This window comes from Paenibacillus sp. SC116 (assembly GCF_024733555.1).
Classification (GTDB): domain Bacteria; phylum Bacillota; class Bacilli; order Paenibacillales; family Paenibacillaceae; genus Paenibacillus_B.
Window position 1 is genome coordinate 137,257 of record NZ_JANIOF010000005.1, and the last position, 18,774, is coordinate 156,030.

At 44.3% G+C, this 18,774-nt stretch carries 18 protein-coding genes and 1 other RNA gene; all 19 read right to left on the reverse strand.

The annotated features are described in order from the left end of the window. Positions 1 to 96: 96 nt before the first annotated feature. The 19 genes from rnpB to NQ117_RS18965 all read right to left on the reverse strand — a co-directional run bounded on the left by rnpB (position 97) and on the right by NQ117_RS18965 (position 18,765). An RNA gene (rnpB, locus tag NQ117_RS18875) (RNase P RNA component class A) lies at positions 97 to 498 on the reverse strand. 54 nt (positions 499 to 552) lie between these two features. Then, a complete protein-coding gene (locus NQ117_RS18880; protein ID WP_258279570.1) occupies positions 553 to 1,668 on the reverse strand; it encodes a Nif3-like dinuclear metal center hexameric protein in 1,116 nt (371 codons plus the stop codon). Further along, positions 1,644 to 2,429: a tRNA (adenine(22)-N(1))-methyltransferase gene (locus tag NQ117_RS18885; protein WP_258279571.1), complete on the reverse strand. Its 786-nt coding sequence runs from the start codon at positions 2,427 to 2,429 to the stop codon at positions 1,644 to 1,646. The genes NQ117_RS18880 and NQ117_RS18885 overlap by 25 nt, the downstream gene beginning before the upstream one ends. A 297-nt stretch (positions 2,430 to 2,726) precedes the next feature. Continuing rightward, complete coding sequence (gene rpoD / locus NQ117_RS18890; RefSeq protein ID WP_258279572.1) at positions 2,727 to 3,851, reverse strand: RNA polymerase sigma factor RpoD; 1,125 nt, start codon at positions 3,849 to 3,851, stop codon at positions 2,727 to 2,729. A gap of 39 nt (positions 3,852 to 3,890) precedes the next feature. Continuing rightward, entirely contained in the window at positions 3,891 to 5,720 is a 1,830-nt protein-coding gene (dnaG, locus tag NQ117_RS18895; RefSeq protein WP_258279573.1) for a DNA primase, read from the reverse strand. Between the two features lie 57 nt (positions 5,721 to 5,777). Continuing rightward, entirely contained in the window at positions 5,778 to 6,242 is a 465-nt protein-coding gene (locus NQ117_RS18900) for a YaiI/YqxD family protein (protein WP_258279574.1), read from the reverse strand. 232 nt (positions 6,243 to 6,474) lie between these two features. Beyond that, positions 6,475 to 8,550 (reverse strand): glycine--tRNA ligase subunit beta, encoded by a 2,076-nt coding sequence (glyS, locus tag NQ117_RS18905; protein WP_258279575.1) that lies wholly within the window; start codon positions 8,548 to 8,550, stop codon positions 6,475 to 6,477. Further along, on the reverse strand, positions 8,543 to 9,430 hold the full coding sequence (glyQ, locus tag NQ117_RS18910) for a glycine--tRNA ligase subunit alpha (protein WP_258279576.1): 888 nt from the start codon (positions 9,428 to 9,430) through the stop codon (positions 8,543 to 8,545). The genes glyS and glyQ overlap by 8 nt, the downstream gene beginning before the upstream one ends. Positions 9,431 to 9,758: 328 nt before the next feature. After that, positions 9,759 to 10,562 carry a DNA repair protein RecO gene (gene recO / locus NQ117_RS18915; protein WP_258279577.1) on the reverse strand — a complete coding sequence of 268 codons (804 nt, stop codon included), beginning with the start codon at positions 10,560 to 10,562 and terminating at the stop codon, positions 9,759 to 9,761. Between the two features lie 29 nt (positions 10,563 to 10,591). Further along, positions 10,592 to 10,729, reverse strand: a complete 138-nt coding sequence (locus tag NQ117_RS18920) for a YqzL family protein (RefSeq protein WP_258279578.1) — start codon at positions 10,727 to 10,729, stop codon at positions 10,592 to 10,594. 119 nt (positions 10,730 to 10,848) lie between these two features. Continuing rightward, the gene (gene era / locus NQ117_RS18925; protein ID WP_258279579.1) at positions 10,849 to 11,754 is read right to left on the reverse strand and encodes a GTPase Era; all 906 of its coding nucleotides are present in this window, start codon (positions 11,752 to 11,754) and stop codon (positions 10,849 to 10,851) included. Positions 11,755 to 11,858: 104 nt separating this feature from the next. Then, on the reverse strand, positions 11,859 to 12,296 hold the full coding sequence (locus tag NQ117_RS18930) for a cytidine deaminase (protein WP_258279580.1): 438 nt from the start codon (positions 12,294 to 12,296) through the stop codon (positions 11,859 to 11,861). Positions 12,297 to 12,359: 63 nt separating this feature from the next. Then, a complete protein-coding gene (locus NQ117_RS18935) occupies positions 12,360 to 12,734 on the reverse strand; it encodes a diacylglycerol kinase family protein (protein WP_258279581.1) in 375 nt (124 codons plus the stop codon). After that, the gene (gene ybeY, locus NQ117_RS18940) at positions 12,734 to 13,231 is read right to left on the reverse strand and encodes an rRNA maturation RNase YbeY (RefSeq protein WP_258279582.1); all 498 of its coding nucleotides are present in this window, start codon (positions 13,229 to 13,231) and stop codon (positions 12,734 to 12,736) included. Before ybeY ends, NQ117_RS18935 begins: the two co-directional genes overlap by 1 nt. A gap of 32 nt (positions 13,232 to 13,263) precedes the next feature. Beyond that, on the reverse strand, positions 13,264 to 15,597 hold the full coding sequence (locus NQ117_RS18945) for an HD family phosphohydrolase (RefSeq protein WP_258279583.1): 2,334 nt from the start codon (positions 15,595 to 15,597) through the stop codon (positions 13,264 to 13,266). Between the two features lie 15 nt (positions 15,598 to 15,612). After that, positions 15,613 to 16,581: a PhoH family protein gene (locus NQ117_RS18950; RefSeq protein WP_375163097.1), complete on the reverse strand. Its 969-nt coding sequence runs from the start codon at positions 16,579 to 16,581 to the stop codon at positions 15,613 to 15,615. 38 nt (positions 16,582 to 16,619) lie between these two features. Then, positions 16,620 to 17,810: a sporulation protein YqfD gene (gene yqfD, locus NQ117_RS18955; RefSeq protein ID WP_258279584.1), complete on the reverse strand. Its 1,191-nt coding sequence runs from the start codon at positions 17,808 to 17,810 to the stop codon at positions 16,620 to 16,622. Further along, positions 17,807 to 18,103, reverse strand: coding sequence for a sporulation protein YqfC (gene yqfC, locus NQ117_RS18960; RefSeq protein ID WP_258279585.1), 297 nt, complete (start codon positions 18,101 to 18,103; stop codon positions 17,807 to 17,809). The genes yqfD and yqfC overlap by 4 nt, the downstream gene beginning before the upstream one ends. Before the next feature lie 134 nt (positions 18,104 to 18,237). Then, positions 18,238 to 18,765, reverse strand: a complete 528-nt coding sequence (locus tag NQ117_RS18965; protein WP_258279586.1) for a hypothetical protein — start codon at positions 18,763 to 18,765, stop codon at positions 18,238 to 18,240. Between the last annotated feature and the right edge of the window lie 9 nt (positions 18,766 to 18,774).

The following is an 18,774-nucleotide window of genomic DNA, read 5'->3' on the forward strand; positions in this document are numbered from 1 at the left end:
TAAACTTCTTAATATACAAGCAGCCCGTATCGAGTAAATCGATACGGGCTGTTATGTGTTTCATATGATTTAGTTTCATCATAAGTGTGTTGTGCGATGGAAAGCTTGCCATAAGCCGGGTTCTGTACTCATCGTGGTATTACGGGAACAACCCTCCCACTACGGAGTGACAATCATCTATCTAGGCTGCCTATTACTAGGCAGCTCCAGCGACCAACCTAGACGCACCTCAGGCTAAGGTTAGCCCTTTGCAGGGCTTGCGTCCCATTAGGTCTTGCTCCAGATGGGGTTTACCAGGAACGAAGTCACCAGCGTTCCTCGTGGTCTCTTACACCACGGTTCCACCCTTACCTGTGCCGCATAAGCGGCCATCGGCGGTCCATTTCTGTGGCACTATCCTTCAACTTGCGCTGACTGGACGTTATCCAGCATCCTGCCTTGTGGAGCCCGGACTTTCCTCTCGTGGTTTGCACCACCAGCGATTGTCTGTCAAACTTTCCGACAACATTCGTAAGTATACTAGCTTCTCACAAGAAACTCAACACTCAACTTTTACATAAAATGAAAAGGTTCGGTATGAATTTCCGAAGCATGGAAATTCGTCTTCGAACCATTCTGCTCTGCGAGCTGCTGCAAACGCGCTGTTACATCAGGAATAAACATCTTCTCCGCATGATGCCCAGGGTCGATTATACATAGACCTGCAGCAAGCGCATCTTGTGCTGTATGGAAATCTACATCCCCGGTAACGAGCACATCTGCACCATGGAAAAGCGCGTGCTTCACATATCTGGATCCCGAACCGCCAAGTACAGCTACTTTGCGAACTTCACGTTCCATTGGTCCTACAACACGTACAAATGGAACGTTAAAGCGTAATTTAACCTGTTCTGCCAAAGCAGACAGGCTCATCGACTCCTTTAATTTCCCTACACGTCCAAGACCGGATGGCTTTCCTTCCAATTGCAATGGATATATATCGTATGCCACCTCTTCATACGGATGAGCCTTCAGCATCGTACGCAGGACACGGCTCTTTATGGAGCGAGGCACAACGGTTTCCAATCGTACTTCCTCTACTTCTTCCATTTTACCTGTAGATCCGATATATGGATTCGTACCTTCCAAAGGCTTAAATGAGCCTGTTCCCTCGCTGTAGAAGCTGCAATGACTGTACTCCCCTATCCAGCCAGCACCGACGTCAAGAATGGCTTGTCTAACCGATTCCAAATGCGTTTTTGGAATAAATACAACGAGTTTCTCTAAACGATCCTCATGCACCTTCTCCAACACTTTAAGCTGATCCAGCTCAAGCGCCTGTGCCATCAGATCATTCATGCCGCCTTCAACAATATCATAGTTCGTATGACTGATGTACACCGCGATATCATGTTTGATTAGCTTTTCATACAAGCGTCCAGCAGGTGTATCCGTTTGTAAATCTTTGAGAGGTCGGAAAATAATCGCATGGTGAGCAATAATGAGCCCGGCATTCAATCGTATCGCTTCATCAACGACTGCTTCTGTCACATCTAGGGAAATAAGCACGTTCTCTACTTCTTTTCGCAGCGTTCCTAATTGCAAACCAATGCGATCATCAGGAACAGCGAGAGATTTCGGAGCAAGCTGCTCGATCCACTGTGCTATTGTTTGCCCTTTTGCCAACATGCGATCAACTCCTCCAATTCTGATTTGTAGGCAACAAACTGTTCTCTGCGTTCAGCTGTTTCTTCCGCATCAGATTTTGCCATCGTACTCAGAATTCGCTCTTGCTTATTCACTTCGTGCTGCCACTTTGCAATGAAGACATCGCTTACTACTTCTTCAGACAAATATGGCCCTAGCTTAAGCAGCCACTGCTCATCAAGAACGAAACCGCAAGCCAATTGTCTCGATGCATACATAGCTTTGTCTGCTTGCACGAATTCATCAGCATTCCAACCATCAACCGGTCTTTCTGCCAGCAGCACCTCATAAATTTTGCCGTCTTCTTCAAGAATATGTTCTGCTTTAAGCAGCCATTGCTCATCTCGCAGCCATTGTCTGACAAGGTCTTCACCGACATTCGGCTGCAGCACAAGCCTCTGAACGCCTGACAGCTTATCTACGCCTGCTTGCAGAATGGAGACGATTAATCCTCCACCCATTCCTGCAATCGTAATACAGTCCACTTCGCCTGCCTGAACAACGGCAAGCCCGTCACCTCGACGTACTTCTATCATTGACTCTAGACGCGAACCTTTAACTTGCCGTACTGCCGCATCAAAAGGACCTGGATTCACTTCTCCAGCAATAGCCTTAACAATACGTTTCTCTTTGGCCAAATAGGTTGGCAGCAATGCATGATCAGAGCCTATATCAGCAAGACGACTATTCATTGGAACCCAATCAGCAATTTGCTGAAGTCTTTTCGATAACTTTATGATCACGTGTTTATTTCACCCACTGTATTAATAATGATGTCGAAGTTATCTTACCGCACATTTGCATTTGAGAATTAAAAAAGGTAAAATAATCCCCATCAGCATAAATGAAGGAAGATTTGAAAAATAAAGTTAGTTTCTATGTTAATGTAAGTGCTAGCAATAGATATCAGATCTAGCCTCTTCTACCTATGCGAAGTTACAATCTTTTGCGCTTTAGGATTGAATTGAACATAGCCAATATGGAAGAAAAGACCTTACTGCGCGCTGCAGAGCGCAACAGAAGGTCTATGCATCCTGTGTCTATTCTAAGAAATCTTTCAAGCGCTTGCTGCGGCTTGGGTGACGAAGCTTGCGCAATGCTTTCGCTTCGATCTGACGAATACGCTCACGAGTAACGCCGAATACTTTACCGACTTCCTCAAGTGTACGCGTACGGCCATCATCGAGTCCAAAACGCAATCGAAGTACATTCTCTTCACGTTCTGTTAACGTATCGAGAACATCTTCTAACTGCTCCTTCAATAATTCATATGCTGCTGCATCTGCTGGTGCCAACGCTTCTTGATCCTCAATGAAGTCGCCCAAGTGTGAATCGTCTTCTTCCCCGATAGGTGTCTCCAACGATACAGGTTCCTGTGCAATCTTCATGATCTCACGTACTTTTTCCACACTGAGTTCCATCTCAGCAGCAATTTCTTCTGGTGTCGGTTCACGCCCTAGCTCTTGCAAGAGTTGACGGGAGACACGGATCAGCTTATTGATCGTCTCTACCATGTGAACCGGAATTCGGATTGTACGCGCTTGGTCTGCGATCGCCCGCGTTATCGCTTGACGAATCCACCATGTCGCATACGTACTGAATTTGAAGCCTTTATCGTGATCGAATTTCTCAACTGCTTTAATAAGACCCATGTTGCCTTCTTGAATAAGATCCAAGAATAACATACCACGGCCGACATAGCGTTTCGCAATGCTGACAACGAGACGCAAGTTCGCCTCCGCAAGGCGCTTCTTAGCTTCCTCGTCACCTTGATCAATGCGTTTCGCCAAGTCAATCTCATCTTCAGCAGAGAGAAGAGGAACACGGCCAATTTCTTTGAGATACATACGAACAGGGTCGTTAATCTTTATTCCTGGAGGAAGAGACAAGTCATCTTCATATTGGAAGTCGTCCTGCTCATCTTCGCGCTCTCCTCTTGGTCGACCGCCCATTTCATCGTCGTTCTCATTAATTTCAATTCCAAGGTCACTCAACTGCTCATAGAACTCGTCCATTTGATCAGAATCTTGATCAAAATTGGCCAACTTCTCAGTAATTTCTTTGTATGTGAGCGCCCCCCGCTTTTTGCCGAGTTCAATCAACTGATCCTTCACTTGGTCCAAAGCAGCTTCGGCTTCAAGTCCAGTATGTTGATCTTTCGCCATGTTCCGACTCCCTCCTCCCTAGATATCGCTCTCCTGTTGCTATCGCTTCAGTTGTTGCTCTAGGGTCACTTTTTCTTTACCAATCTGTGCAGCACGCATCCAATCACCCGCACGCTCGGCTTGGATCATTTCCTCATGTAAACGTTCAATCTCGCGTTGGAGAGGAACCTTTTGTATAATGGAAATATAATCATCCAACACACTATGATCATAACGCAGTGGCACTTCCGACAATGATATCGAGGCCGCAACCTGCTCTAACCGATCGTCATGCAGCGCTGCGAGAAAGCGGCTAAAGTCCGGTTCTTTCCCTTGCGCATAGTAAGCATATAGATAAGCGGCTAAAGCCGCATGATCATCCGTATTAAATCCTTCACCAAGATGTTGTTCAACATAATCAGCTACTTCTACATCTTGAAACATAAGTCCGAGTAAGGTACGCTCGGCATAAACATAGGCTGGCAATAATGCTGGAGGAGTCATACTTCTCTTATCATTCCTAACATTATTCCACCAATCGTCCGAATTATCCCCTCGGCCTCTTGACAACAGCTTCTGCCTTAGTTCGAAGCACTCTTGCTTAAGACTCTCAATGGTAACACCAATCTGCTTGGACAGTTCCGCCAGATGCATTTCACGCTCAGTCGGTGATTCGATTGGCGCAATCAGCTTCAATGCCTCTTTTAAGTATCTGCGCTTACCATCATCTTCTAGCAGTATATGATCACCGCGTAGAGATAGTAGCTGAAACTTAACAGGTGACACTGCTGCAGACAATATGGCGTGTCTGAATCGCTCTGCTCCATTGGCTCGAATATAATCATCCGGGTCCATACTGTTAGGAAGCATCGCTACAGATACATCCAATCCCTCTTGTTCGAGCATTGGGATTGCTTTGCTTGCAGCTGCTCGTCCCGCATTATCTCCGTCATAACAGACAATAACACGTTCGACCATCCGTTTCATAAGTTTGACATGTTCTGAAGTAAGAGCGGTTCCCATCGTAGCTATACCATTGAATACTTCAGCACCCCATGATTGAATGACATCCGCATAGCCTTCGAACAAAACAAGCTGTCCTGTACGTTTCATATGCGGTCGTGCCAAATGCTGATTGTATATGAGCTTAGACTTATTAAATAGCAACGTTTCAGGTGAATTTAAATATTTGGGCTGTCCCTCTCCCAATATTCGACCTCCGAAGCCAATTACCTTCCCATTCCGATCCCATATGGGAAACATAACTCGATCCCGGAAGCGATCGACATAACCTGGTTGCTGATGCTTCGCAGACAATAGTCCCGCCTGCTCCATCGCTTCTAGCGAGAAGCCGCGCTTCTCCAGCAATTGTACGAGCGTATCCCATTGTGTTGGTGCATAACCAATCTGAAATTGCTCAATCAGCTTGTCATTGATACCCCGATCTCGCAAATAACTTAGGGCTTCTTGACCATGAGCCGTATTCATCAAAATATAATGATACAGCTTAGCTGCAAGCTCATGAGCTTCAATCATCTTGTCCTTCAGCTCGCTTTGCGGGCTGCGTTCAAAGGAAATATCCCCCCATTGAAAGTCCAAGTTTGCTTGTTCAGCTAACTGTTTGACCGCTTCTGGAAAGGTAAACCCTTCGACCCCCATAAGGAACTTAATAACTGTGCCGCCAGCATTGCAACCATAACAATGGTATATCTGTCTGTCAGGCGTAACGGTGAAGGACGGGGTCTTCTCCGAGTGAAAAGGACAAAGTCCTTTTAAATATTTTCCATGTTTCGAAAGATGAACGTACTTGGAGACAACGTCCACAATATCATTTCGAGTGAGCACTTCATCAATAAAATGCTCAGGGATTGGTCCATTTCCATTCACCATATTATCACCTTCATAGAAACACGTAATACTAATTCGCTAAAGGGAGTGGTTCTCCTGCTACCTGAACAAAACTTTTGTCAGTTCATGTTGGAATTTCTCTCGATCCTCTAGCGTCATTGCTTTTGGTCCCTTCGTACGCTGGCCTGCCCGCCTTGCCTTTGCAGACAAATGGCGTTGTTCAAGCAGTTCATCCACATTGCCGATATGTAATTCTTTTCCTCGTGGCGTCAACACGATGCATCCCCGGGGCAGACATAGCGCGGCCAATCCATAGTCATTCGTCACGACTATGTCACCTGACCGCGCTTCGTTTGCAATATACATATCTGCTGCTTGAAAGCCTTGATCCACATAAATGCTGCGGACGTAGCTGGATGATAGTGAGTTACTCTGATATGCGGCGTAAGAAGCTATAAATAAAGCGTGAACGTGATGCTGCTCAGCAATCGTCATGATTTCGACTTTTACTGGACAAGCATCCGCATCGACAATAATTCGATGTAAGGACATCCTTTTCTCCATGCTTAATCCGCCTGCTAGTCATAATTAGGATACAAATAATTGCAAATTGTATGGGAAACAAATTTACAACGTTTCAGTATCGTCTATATTATATACGCTGCCCACATGAAAAATCCTGCTTGTAAGAAGTGAACTCTATAAATTCTTGTAGAATTTTGTCGAACAAGCAACAAAAAGTACGGAATGAGCTGAACATTAAGCCTGTTCTGCACATTCCGCAATCAGGTTTATTTTAGACAGACGCCCACACTAGTTTAGAGAAATCAGCATAACGATGAAGATCATTAGCAATTAGCTTCAACAGTGCTAAACGATTATTTTTCACTGCCTCATCTTTGGCCATAACCATAACATCGTCAAAGAATGCAGTAATCGATTGCTCTAGCTTGCCAAGCTCGACTAGAACTTGTTCAGGCTGTTGAATCGAACGTTCGATTTGCTCATGTGCCAGCTTCCAATTTGCATACAGTTCACGTTCTTGATCTTGCTCGAAAAGCTCTTCTTTTACATCTGCATGCTCAGTCTTAGCTGCTAAGTTAGCAACACGATTGAAGGATTCTACAGTTGTCTTGAATGCTTCCTGCTGAACCGCATTCATCAATGACTTACCGCGTGCAATCGTAAGTTTCACATCATCGTAGCCAGCTGCCAGTACAGCGTCTACAACGTCATAGCGAACTTCTTCAGACAATACATTTTTGACACGTAGGCCAAAGAATTCATACAAATCATTACGTATTTCAATACGGTTACGTTTCAATAATTGTGCTTGTTCTTGTACATCCAGTGCAACATCGAACAATTGAGACAATGAAAGCGGTACATTTTTCTCCACGATCATTTGTACGATACCTGTTGCTTGACGACGCAATGCATATGGGTCTTGGGAACCAGTCGGAATAATACCGATAGCAAAGCAGCCTACCAGCGTATCCATTTTATCTGCCAAGCTTACAAGCTGGCCGACAAGTGAGGCTGGGGCCGTATCACCCGCGAAACGAGGCTTATAGTGCTCGTTAATGGCACGTGCAACTTCAGCATCTTCGTTCAATTTCAACGCATAGTCTTCACCCATTTGACCTTGCAGCTCTGGGAATTCGTAAACCATTTGCGTAACCAAATCGAATTTACAAATATCTGAAGCACGGCTTACTTGTACAGCTGTCTGCTCATCAGCCTTAACGACTGCTGCCAATTTATCTGCAATCGCACGAATACGACGCACTTTATCTCCAAGCGTGCCTAACTCTTCGTGGAATACGATGGAATCTAGTTTCTTCACGCAATCTTCAATGCGAAGCTTCTGATCTTCTTGATAGAAGAATTTCGCATCGGACAAACGAGCACGAAGTACTTTTTCATTACCTTTTGCAACAATATCAAGACCTTTATCATCACCGTTACGTACCGTGACGAAGTAAGGCAGCAATTGATTCTGCGCATCAAGCACTGGGAAATAACGCTGGTGCTCACGCATTGAAGTAATAAGTACATCTTGTGGAATGTGAAGGAATGACTCATCAAATGTACCGAACAACGCAGTCGGATATTCAACAAGGAACAATACCTCTTCCAACAAATCTTCTTTGATGGAAATATTCCATTGCTTCTCAGCAGCTAACTTTTCCAACTGGCCGACAATAAGCGCCTTACGCTCTTCAACATCAACGATTACATGCTGCTCACGAAGACGTTCTACATATTGTTCAGCACTAGTAATGGCCGTCTCTTGGCCTAGGAATCGATGTCCGCGTGATACATTACCTGCTTTAACGCCTGTAAATTCGATTGGAATAATGTCACTACCGAATAACGCGACAACCCAACGAATTGGGCGAACGAAGCGCATTTCATAGCCGCCCCATCTCATGTTCTTAGGGAATGTCATCGCATGAACAATGCTGCTCAAGCCTTCTGCCAATACATCAGCTGTATCCGTTCCGATACTGCTCTTATTCGCGTAAATGTACTCAACACCATTCAATTCTTTGAAGAACAGTTGCTCAGGATCTACCCCTTGAGAGCGAGCAAAACCAAGTGTAGCCTTAGACCATTGCCCTTGCTCATCTACAGCGATCTTACGAGCTGGTCCTTTCACTTCTTCGTGAACGTCTGTTTGCTTGTCAGCCGCATTATGCACAACGATAGCAAGACGACGCGGCGTTGCATATGCTTTTACGCCTTCATGGGCAATACGAGATTGCTCCAACCAACGCTCTACACGCTCTTGCAATTGATCTATAGCACCACGCACGAAACGTGCTGGCACTTCTTCAAGTCCTAGTTCTAAGAGCAAATGTTTAGGCATCTTGGTTCTCTCCCTTCTTCAACAACGGGAAGCCAAGCTTCTCGCGCTCTTCATAGTAAGTAGCTGCTACTTGGCGAGCCAAGTTACGCACTCGTGTAATAAATCCTGTACGCTCTGTTACACTGATTGCACCACGTGCGTCCAGCAAGTTGAACGTATGCGAGCATTTCAGCACATAATCATAAGCAGGGAATACCAAATGCTCATCCATTGCGCGCTTCGCTTCCTGCTCATACGTATTGAACAAATTAAACAGCATCGCTGTGTCGCTAACTTCAAACGTATATTTGGAATGCTCGTATTCAGGCTGCAAGAATACATCACCATAAGTGATTCCTTCAACCCACTCTAGATCAAATACATTTTCTTTTTCTTGAATATAAGATGCTAGACGCTCTAGCCCGTACGTAATTTCTACCGCGACTGGATTCGCATCGATTCCGCCTACTTGCTGGAAGTATGTGAACTGTGTGATCTCCATGCCGTCCAGCCAAACTTCCCAACCTAGTCCCCATGCACCTAGAGTCGGTGACTCCCAGTTATCCTCGACAAAGCGGATATCATGTGCCAAAGGATCAATACCCAACTGCTTCAAGCTTTCCAAATACAATTCTTGAATGTTGTCTGGAGAAGGCTTCATGATCACTTGGAACTGATGATGCTGATACAAACGGTTTGGATTTTCTCCATAACGACCGTCTCCTGGTCGACGAGAAGGCTCTACATAAGCAACATTCCAAGGTTCAGGTCCAATAGAACGAAGGAATGTCATTGGGTTCATCGTACCGGCACCCTTTTCGACATCATACGGCTGCACGATGATACAGTTTTGCTTTGCCCAGAAATTTTGCAAAGTCAAAATGATTTGTTGAAAATTCATGCGACTGTCCACTCCTTACACGAATAGGTTCAGCTCTGACGTTATGAGCACGAGTATTGCTATACAAAAAAACTCCCGCGGTTCCACCCTACTTGATAATCACTATTCCTTGAATTCGCAATTATCCACTTTAAAGTTATCCATGCTCCGAAGTGCCGGTTCATTCGTCCATTCGTTCAGGCTCTCACCATCCCTGAATCGCTATTATCGAATTGCGGATCGAACTACTTACTTCATCACTGCATGTTATTAATTTGATTAATAAATTATATCATATCGAATGACACAACTTTCGTCAAGCAGCGTACTGTATGATAGCTTGGACAGACTAATCGCTGCCGTTGCCTTCCTGTTCCTTTGTTTCTTTTTCAGAGGGGAGCGGAGCAAGATCATACTTCTCCATCTGCTCAAGGAATTGCAACGATTTGCAACGAACTCCGATGTGGGTATCCATATAACCACGCATGCAGTCTCGAAGTTGAAGCTTCGTTTCTTGTTTGAGCGTAATATCCCCAAGTCTTCGTAAGTCTGTCTTAATAAAAACTTGCATTAGCTTCAATATGTTAACGGAACACATGTAGCGGCTATGTTCACGAGGGCGGCATTTAGAGCATATCGCTCCTCCAAGCCTCCATCCAAACCCCGTTAATTCATCTGTGCGACCACAAACTACACAACTGTCAACAGCCGGTGCAACCCCTACCGCTTGGCATAGTTTCATTTCAAATATATGTGTTGTCACTTGAGCATCTTTGCCTTCTCGAATCGCTCGCATATACGCAAGCAATTGATCAAACATCGCGCCTCCAGATTCTTCATCTTGCAGTGCACGATCAACAAGCTCCACCACGTACGACGCATATGCCGCCAGATGGAGCTGTTCTCGTAGCTTATGATTCGGCTCAGTAATCTCGCATGCGTTCAAAGTACCAATAGCGCCCATGCCGCGAAAGAATACGTACTCGCCAAACGTAAATAACTGTGTGGCTGCACCATGGCGGCTGCGTACTTTTTTGGCACCGCGAACGAGTACTCCTACTTTGCCGTGAGACTTCGTACACAGCGTTATAATCTTGTTGCCTTCCCCATAATCCATGCTGCGGATGACAATGCCTTCAATGCGATATAACACCTTGTCCCTCCCATGTGACAAGCGATCACTTATTCCGCATGCTCTGACGGTTGCACAGATTCAACATCCATAGGAACAGTATCTCGAATCTGAGCAATATGCTTATACAACAAATATGCATCTACATCACCAGTCATTGCGAACACATTCCATGAGAAATCACGCATTGTGTTATCCCCTTTCGTCGGACATGACGTTGTCTTCAAGACTAGCATGCGCTAGCAGAAGGGGATTATCCTTTGCAAAAAATGGTCATGTGTTGGATGTATAAGTAATTCGTTGTCTGCTACACGTCGTGACGGAAACCTAGATCCTTGAGCACACGTTCATGGTTACGCCAGTCTTTCTTTACTTTAACCCACAGCTCAATAAATGTACGAGATCCGAGCAATGTCTCAATATCTCTACGAGCTTGTTTACCTACTTGTTTAAGCAGCGCACCTTGCTTACCGATAATGATTCCTTTTTGCGAGTCGCGTTCAACAAAAATAACAGCTGAAATGTAGACTACGCCATTCTCCTGCACACGCATATCTTCGATTGTGACAGCGATAGAGTGCGGAATCTCCTCACGAGTCGCATGCAATATTTTCTCACGAATAAGCTCTGCAACAACAAATTGCTCAGGATGGTCCGTGATCTGATCATCAGGATAGTATTGTGGTCCTTCTGGCAAATAACCGTGCAGCACTTGAACTAATCGATCTACGTTGTTTCCTTGCAAAGCAGATATCGGAACAATAGCCGCAAACTCATGCAGTGCATTGTACTGCTGAATCATAGCAGGTACTTCATCAGGGCGAACTTGGTCAATTTTGTTCATGACAAGAATTACCGGGGTTTTAACCTGCTTTAGTTGTTCAATAACGAAGCGGTCGCCCCCGCCTAGTCCAGCAGCAACATCCACCAAGAACAGCACTGCTTCAACTTCGTTTAACGTATTAAGAGCAACCTGATTCATATAATCGCCAAGCTTTGATGTGCGTTTATGAATACCCGGAGTATCCAAAAATACGATTTGCGATGAGTCAGTTGTATAAACACCGTGAATTTTGTTGCGTGTCGTTTGTGGTTTATCCGACATAATCGCAATCTTCTGACCGATAACATGGTTCATGAGTGTTGATTTCCCCACATTTGGACGACCAACGATTGCGACGAATCCTGATTTATAAGATGTTTTATTGTTCATGTTGTACTCCTAATCTTCTTTTATAACTTTACTTTATTATAATTAGAGTATTGCCAATCGCAGGTGGGCAGATCGGTTGCAACCATAATCAAAATTATTCCTAATTAGCTATTTGCCAAACCTTCCGCGCGAGACGCTGAACTGTCCAAGCTGGATACATCAAATGCACCCGGGAGCAATTCTCCAATCGTCGTCTCAACCAAATCTCCATTCAAGTTACCCATATAAACAGGCATCTCAGGAGCACATAATTCGACTAGAACCTGACGGCATACCCCGCAAGGAGTTATCGGAGCAGTTGTATCCCCAATGACTGCGATAGCTTTGAAAGACTTGGCGCTGCAGCCATCCGCAATTGCACGGAATAATGCTGTTCGCTCCGCACAGTTGGTAGGACCGTAAGCAGCATTCTCCACATTGCAGCCCATATGAACGTTCCCTTCGCTATCCAACAAGGCAGCCCCTACCTTAAAGTGCGAATAAGGAGTGTAAGCACGCTCCCTCGCTTGTTTTGCCAATTCCATCAATTGTTGTTTATCCATGATGTCAACTCCTTATATTCAGGATTGGGTATAAATCCTCACATCTTCATATTACAACATATTTTACAGTGTACCAATCAAAGTTACGAATCGTCCGCCAAATATAATAGTTCCGGTTATAACGGCGAACGCCGCCGTTACCAAAACGGCTCCGGCGGCGGTATCTTTCGCTATCTTAGCCAGCGGATGCTGATCCGGCATGACCATATCTACTACAGCTTCAATTGCAGTGTTCATCAGTTCCGCTGCGATCACAACGGTAATACAAAGCAAAAGCCACAGCCACTCGCTCGTAGCAACCTCTAACAGTATTCCAAGCAGTATGACAATCAATGAAGCAAATACATGCACTCGCATATTGCGCTGCGTAGCATAAGCATACTTAATACCGTCTATTGCTGCTTGAAACGTTCGACGCCAATTATGACGCCAATCCATTATCGTGTCAGCCCGATCTTGGATAGAACAGCTTCCTGCTTGTCCATCATCACACGTTCACTCTCATCATCTTGATGATCATAGCCAATTAGGTGAAGGAAACCGTGCACGAACAAAAAGCCAATTTCTCTTTCCAGTGAATGACCATATTCGTCAGCTTGAGCTTGAGCACGTTCCGTCGAGATAATGATATCTCCAAGCATGTCCCCTAAAGAAGCTAACTCTTGCTCATCTTCCACCTCGTACAATATATCCATTTCCTCATCAACAGACTCATTCAATGCAAACGAAAGCACATCTGTCGGACGGTCAATTTGGCGATAGTCACGATTGAGTTCATGGATGCGTTCATCATCGACGAATGTAAGCGCTACTTCACCTTCCACAATCCCTTCCATCTGGGCTGCTTCTACAAGCACACGCTCCAACTTTTGTATCAATGCTTCGCTAATAGGATAAATGGACTGTTCGTCGCTCCATTCCAACTTGATGTTCATCAATTAAACTCTCCTTCTTGCCATTGCTTTTTTCATTGCTTCAGTGTGTTCTTCGTTATAGCGGATTCTTCCTGCGCAGGCAAGTTATCAGCACTAGATTGTCCATCTGCCTTAATATCGCCTTTAGCTATTTCGGACTGCTTCTTTACAGCATCTGGGTATTCAATTCGAGAATGGAAAATACCCATTACCGTTTCTTTAAGAGAATGAGCAACCATATCCAATTCGCGCATCGTTAAGTCACATTCATTGAACTGGTTATCATCAAGTCGATCTTTAATGATCTTGTGGATCATATTTTCAATCTGCTCCATTGTCGGGTGACGAAGCGAACGAACCGCTGCCTCAACACAATCCGCAATACCGACAACCGCTGCTTCCTTCGACTGCGCTTTCGGTCCAGGGTAACGGAATTCATCTTCTGTGAAGTCCGGCTCTTCACCTTGTTCCTCAGCCTGCTTCAATGCTTTATGGTAAAAATACTTTAGGAATGTTGTTCCATGATGCTGTTCCGCAATATCTCGTATTGGCCTTGGCAGCTTATATTCCTTCAGCATTTCAGCACCATCACCAGCATGAGCAACAATAATCGAGGTACTCAGCTTCGGGTCAATATAATCATGTGGATTATCGATATTGGTCTGATTCTCAATAAAGTAGCTTGGACGCTTTGTCTTTCCTATATCATGGTAAAATGCGCCGACCCGGCACAATAAACCGTTTGCTCCAATCGACTCTGCAGCCTGCTCAGCTAAATTACCTACCATAACACTGTGATGATACGTTCCAGGCGTCTCTGTCAATAGCTTCCTCAGTAAAGGATGGTTAGGATTAGATAGCTCGACCAACTTCAGTGCTGACAATATGCCAAATGTAACCTCGAAAAACGGCATAAGTCCGATGACCAGCACAGCCGTAACCAGACCACTGCTAAAAGCAAACACCGCTGCTAAATATGTTTCTTTGCTATTCAACGGCAGACCATTTAGCATCGCTACAGTCAATACGGTTAATCCACCGAAGATACATATCATAATTCCAGCCTTTAGTATGGTTGATCGTTGGCTTGCTCGATGTATCGCGAAAATCGATGCGTAAGAAACAACGAGAGCAAACAAGCCGTAGTTGAAATCAAACAGCATATTTTGATGAGTATTTAACAATACACTCGCAATAATACTGAACAATACAGCCGAAACATAAGCTAGCGAGACATCAAGCAACAGCGTTATTAGCATAACGCCAAGCGCTACTGGAGCAACGTATCCGATATAAGCGGTTGTTTCCGTCTGCGCAAAAGATACAATTTCCATCAAAATAATATTAATCGCGAAAATCAACAATAACATAAACAACTGTGAGTTATTGTATTTAAAATGAGTATGGCTTCCTTGACGCATAAACATAACTAATAGCAAGGTAAATAACGTTGAAAGAAGCAGCAGCCCAAACTGAGGCCACAAGTTTACTTCCGTCTTCAACAGTCCATTTTCTTTGAGGAGATCGTACATATCTTTTGTAATAATCTCGCCCTTTTGAACGATAATTTCACCTTGCTTAATAAATACTTCAGGTGTATTTTCACGAGCCTGTACCTTCGCTTGCTTCGTGGCTTCCTCGTCGTAGAACTTATTCGGTGTAATGGCCAGTCTAACTAGCTCTTGCACCACTTCTCGCTCAGTGCGCTTATCCAGTGAACTCGTATTCACATACTCCGCTACCTTAGCTCTAGCAACTGCCGCATCTGCGATCGAATCACTCATTAGCGTGCTGACAATATCACGAGCCACGATCTTCATCTCGGCAATATCTTCTTTTGAAAGACGTGCCATCTTGATGTAAGTCTCTTCAGGCACACGATATTTCTGCTCTTCAATTCGCTTCGTTACTTCTTCCAGCAGCTGTGCAGAATATGTATTCGCATTGCGACTTGTCAAAATGAACGATCGAATATAATCATCGAACATTTGTGGTGTAACACGACGGTACAAATCGACTTTCTCCGAAAAAGACAATTGATCATCTTGATTCAACAGCTCAATACGATTAAAAATACTGTCAATTAACCGTTCATTTTTGATCGAAACAATTGGATATACAGGAGCTACACCTTCTGCTGCTTCCTCTTGAGCATTCAACGTTGCCTGCTTATCCTTAATTTGCATCGGAGCGATAATATTTTTCTCTACCGCGTTTCCAATCTGAATGTCATACTTTTCTGGCAGAACTTTAGGTGCTAGAGCAAAGTAAACAAATAGAGTTAGCACAACGAACAATACAATTCGCATGCCTAAACTATTTTTCCACCCTCCCATTTTCACAGGACGTACTCTTCGCTTGCTGCCGTTATCTTCTGCTTGTAGCATAGAGAACAACCCTCTCTATCCTTGGTTTTCGCTTTCCTTCTGGTAAGCTATAATAATTTTTTGTACTAAGGAATGACGAACGACATCTTGTTCAGCAAAATGCATAAAGCCAATTTCCCCAATATCTCGAAGTATTTTATGCGCTTCGACAAGTCCTGAATTTTTGCCTCTAGGCAAATCAATTTGCGTAACATCGCCTGTAATGACCATTTTCGAGCCAAAACCAAGACGCGTTAGGAACATTTTCATCTGTTCAGGAGTCGTATTTTGTGCTTCGTCTAAGATAATGAATGCATCATCTAATGTTCGTCCCCGCATATATGCCAATGGTGCAATTTCGATTAACCCTCGTTCTAGCGCCTTAGCGACTTGATCAGGACCCATAACATCATGCAAAGCATCATACAATGGACGCAAGTATGGATCTACCTTCTCTTGCAAATCTCCTGGTAAGAAACCTAGATTCTCTCCCGCCTCCACAGCAGGACGTGTCAAGATGATTCGTTTAACTGATCCTTCCTTCAAAGCAGTAACCGCTAGAACAACAGCAAGGTACGTCTTACCTGTACCCGCGGGTCCAATCCCGAATACAACATCCTGCTTCTTGATCATGGACACATAGTGACGTTGACCGATCGTCTTAGCGCGAATCGGCTTGCCACGATATGTATGAGCCACTTCACCCTTAAACAAATCCAGCAACTCGTGGACTTTCCATTGTTCTGCCAACTCAAGGGCATACATAATATCCCGCTCGGACAATCCAATATTGTTGCGGATAAGCTCGAGCAGCACCTCAAACAACTGTTTGAACTTTTCCACTTCTTCGGCATCACCAGTCAGGACAATCTCTGCTTCACGTGACGATATTTCGACTTCGGTGTGGGTTTGGATAAGCTTAAAATACTTGTCTTGTGGTCCAAATAGTGCAAGACCTTCAGCTGCATTCTCTAATGAAAGTTTCACTGTTTGTTGTTGCGACAAAATCTCAGTCTCCTTGCCTTAGTCAAATGATTTAGTCTTTATGAAGTGCCGCCTATAATAGGCTGCTCTTCTACAATCGATTGCTCTACTTCAAACATAACCTTAAGTTTCACTTTACCATTCTCCGTCTTCTGATGCAAAATCTTTTCCGTTACGACACGAGCATTCGGTCCATATTTCGCCATAATATCCGATCTTGCATGCCGTAATCCGATTTGAACAGCCTCTTGCTGTTCTTGTGCCTCTTCAACGATTTGTACTTCCATTATTTTTTCTTTTACCCATTTAAGCGGCAAAGTTAACATCCCTACATTTACATCGTTGAATTCAGTCTTCACTTCATAATGCTGATAAGGAATTGACCCATAACCACTTACCTGCAAACGTCGTTGCCCCAGTTGCACATAAGACTTCTCTACACTTTGACCGGTCATTACTTTTTGCTTGCTTATAAGCGGTGATTGTATCGAATATTCATACCAAACGAGACCTCGTATACTACCTTTTGCGGCTACGGTCAATGGAGACTCTGGAGAACCCAGACTTCCTTTAATAAGGACCTGACCCTTTCTCACTCGATCATTCGGCTTCACGATTGCTTTGCCTTCCTCGGCTATAATACTTGTAATGACAGCGTCTGTATTGGCAACAATGTTACGCGGGTTATTCAGCTTTTTCGCTTTTGGCACAGTAGACTCCACGATATGAATGACTATTTTAGTACCTTGCCTTGTCACTCCAACCCAGGATGAAGAAGACAACTTCGCATGAAGCGCTTTAGACAGTTCCTCCGTATCTTTGAGCCGGAACGTCCACTGAAACGGATAGATGCCCTCCTGATGCGCAGCCGCCAGCACTTGATCGGTTGAGATCGACTCGTTCCCCTTTACCTCAATCGTCCACACAAGGGATGACAGCATGTACAATCCAAGCAAAAATAAAAATGCGCCAGCTACAAAAAAAGAACGTCGGCGCACTTTTCCTACAGAAAAGGGAAGTCCATAACGCTCCATTACATGAACACGGCAGCCTGTCTTCTTTAAATACGGCCGCAAACGAAAAAAGTCAGGTACTATAATAAAGAGGCTCACCTGATGTTCTTCTGTGCGCCTCACATCCCATATCATTATCCGTTTTGCTAAAAGAAGATTAAGCAGTTGTTCTGTATACTGTCCTCTAATTTGAATTTTGACATATCCACGTAGCTTACCCATTAACGGTGGTTTCATGACTTTGTGTCCTCCATTCCGTGAACCTTTACTTCAGCTATGTAGCCTTCGATACATATTTCCTCCGTCCAAATCCCGCGAATGACTAGCTCACTTCCCGTCACTTCCAACTCACCTTTTGCCAGTGATAATCTCATATTTTCATTGGAAAAATGAACAATTCCACGATGATTCTCTACGAACAGCTTGCGATTGCCTATTAAGGATACACGGGGCACATCAGATACGATATCCTGCGGCAAATCAAACAAATGCGCCGTCCATTGATTCAACTTGCGCATGATACGGCTCATACGTGTGAGGCCCCCTTCCTGTACTCTACAACTTATGCTCCAACAGCAATGAATATGAGAATTAGCAGCAGGATACAAAGACAAAAAAGTCCCGGCCCGTTCCTAAAAAGGAACAATGGCTGGGACTTTTTATATTATCGATTGCGGAACGGTCGTTTCGCTCGAGGAGGACCCAATATTTCAGCCCATATTATACCTTGACGCGCCTGTTCAGCTAAGGTTTGATTGGAATCGGTCTTGTCGGCCTTGTCATGCTGATGTTGCCCTCCATGACTATTTCGCAAATATCTAGATGAGGAACCCTCTCTAGCTGCCGCAGTTTGAGCACGATAAGTTGTATCCGATAGTCTTGATGATGTATAACCATCTACATTCTCTTCACGATCACGGCTGTATCCAGTCGAGAACACGGGAGTAGTACGCACATCCTCTAATCGAGGCTGCTGACGCTCATACTTCTCCTCATCGTCTTCGTCAACATAACTTCCCTTATCATGTTCATGATTAGGTTCGCTCTGGGTTGCCGTACTTTTCGCTTCGCCGCCAAAGCTTGGCATTCGGTTGGTCGACTTCTTTTTATTGCCCAGTAGCGAAATTAAGAAGCCCACAATAGCAACGACTACAAATATATTTGAAAAGATTAAATCAAATAGTTTGTCCATGGCTTATCG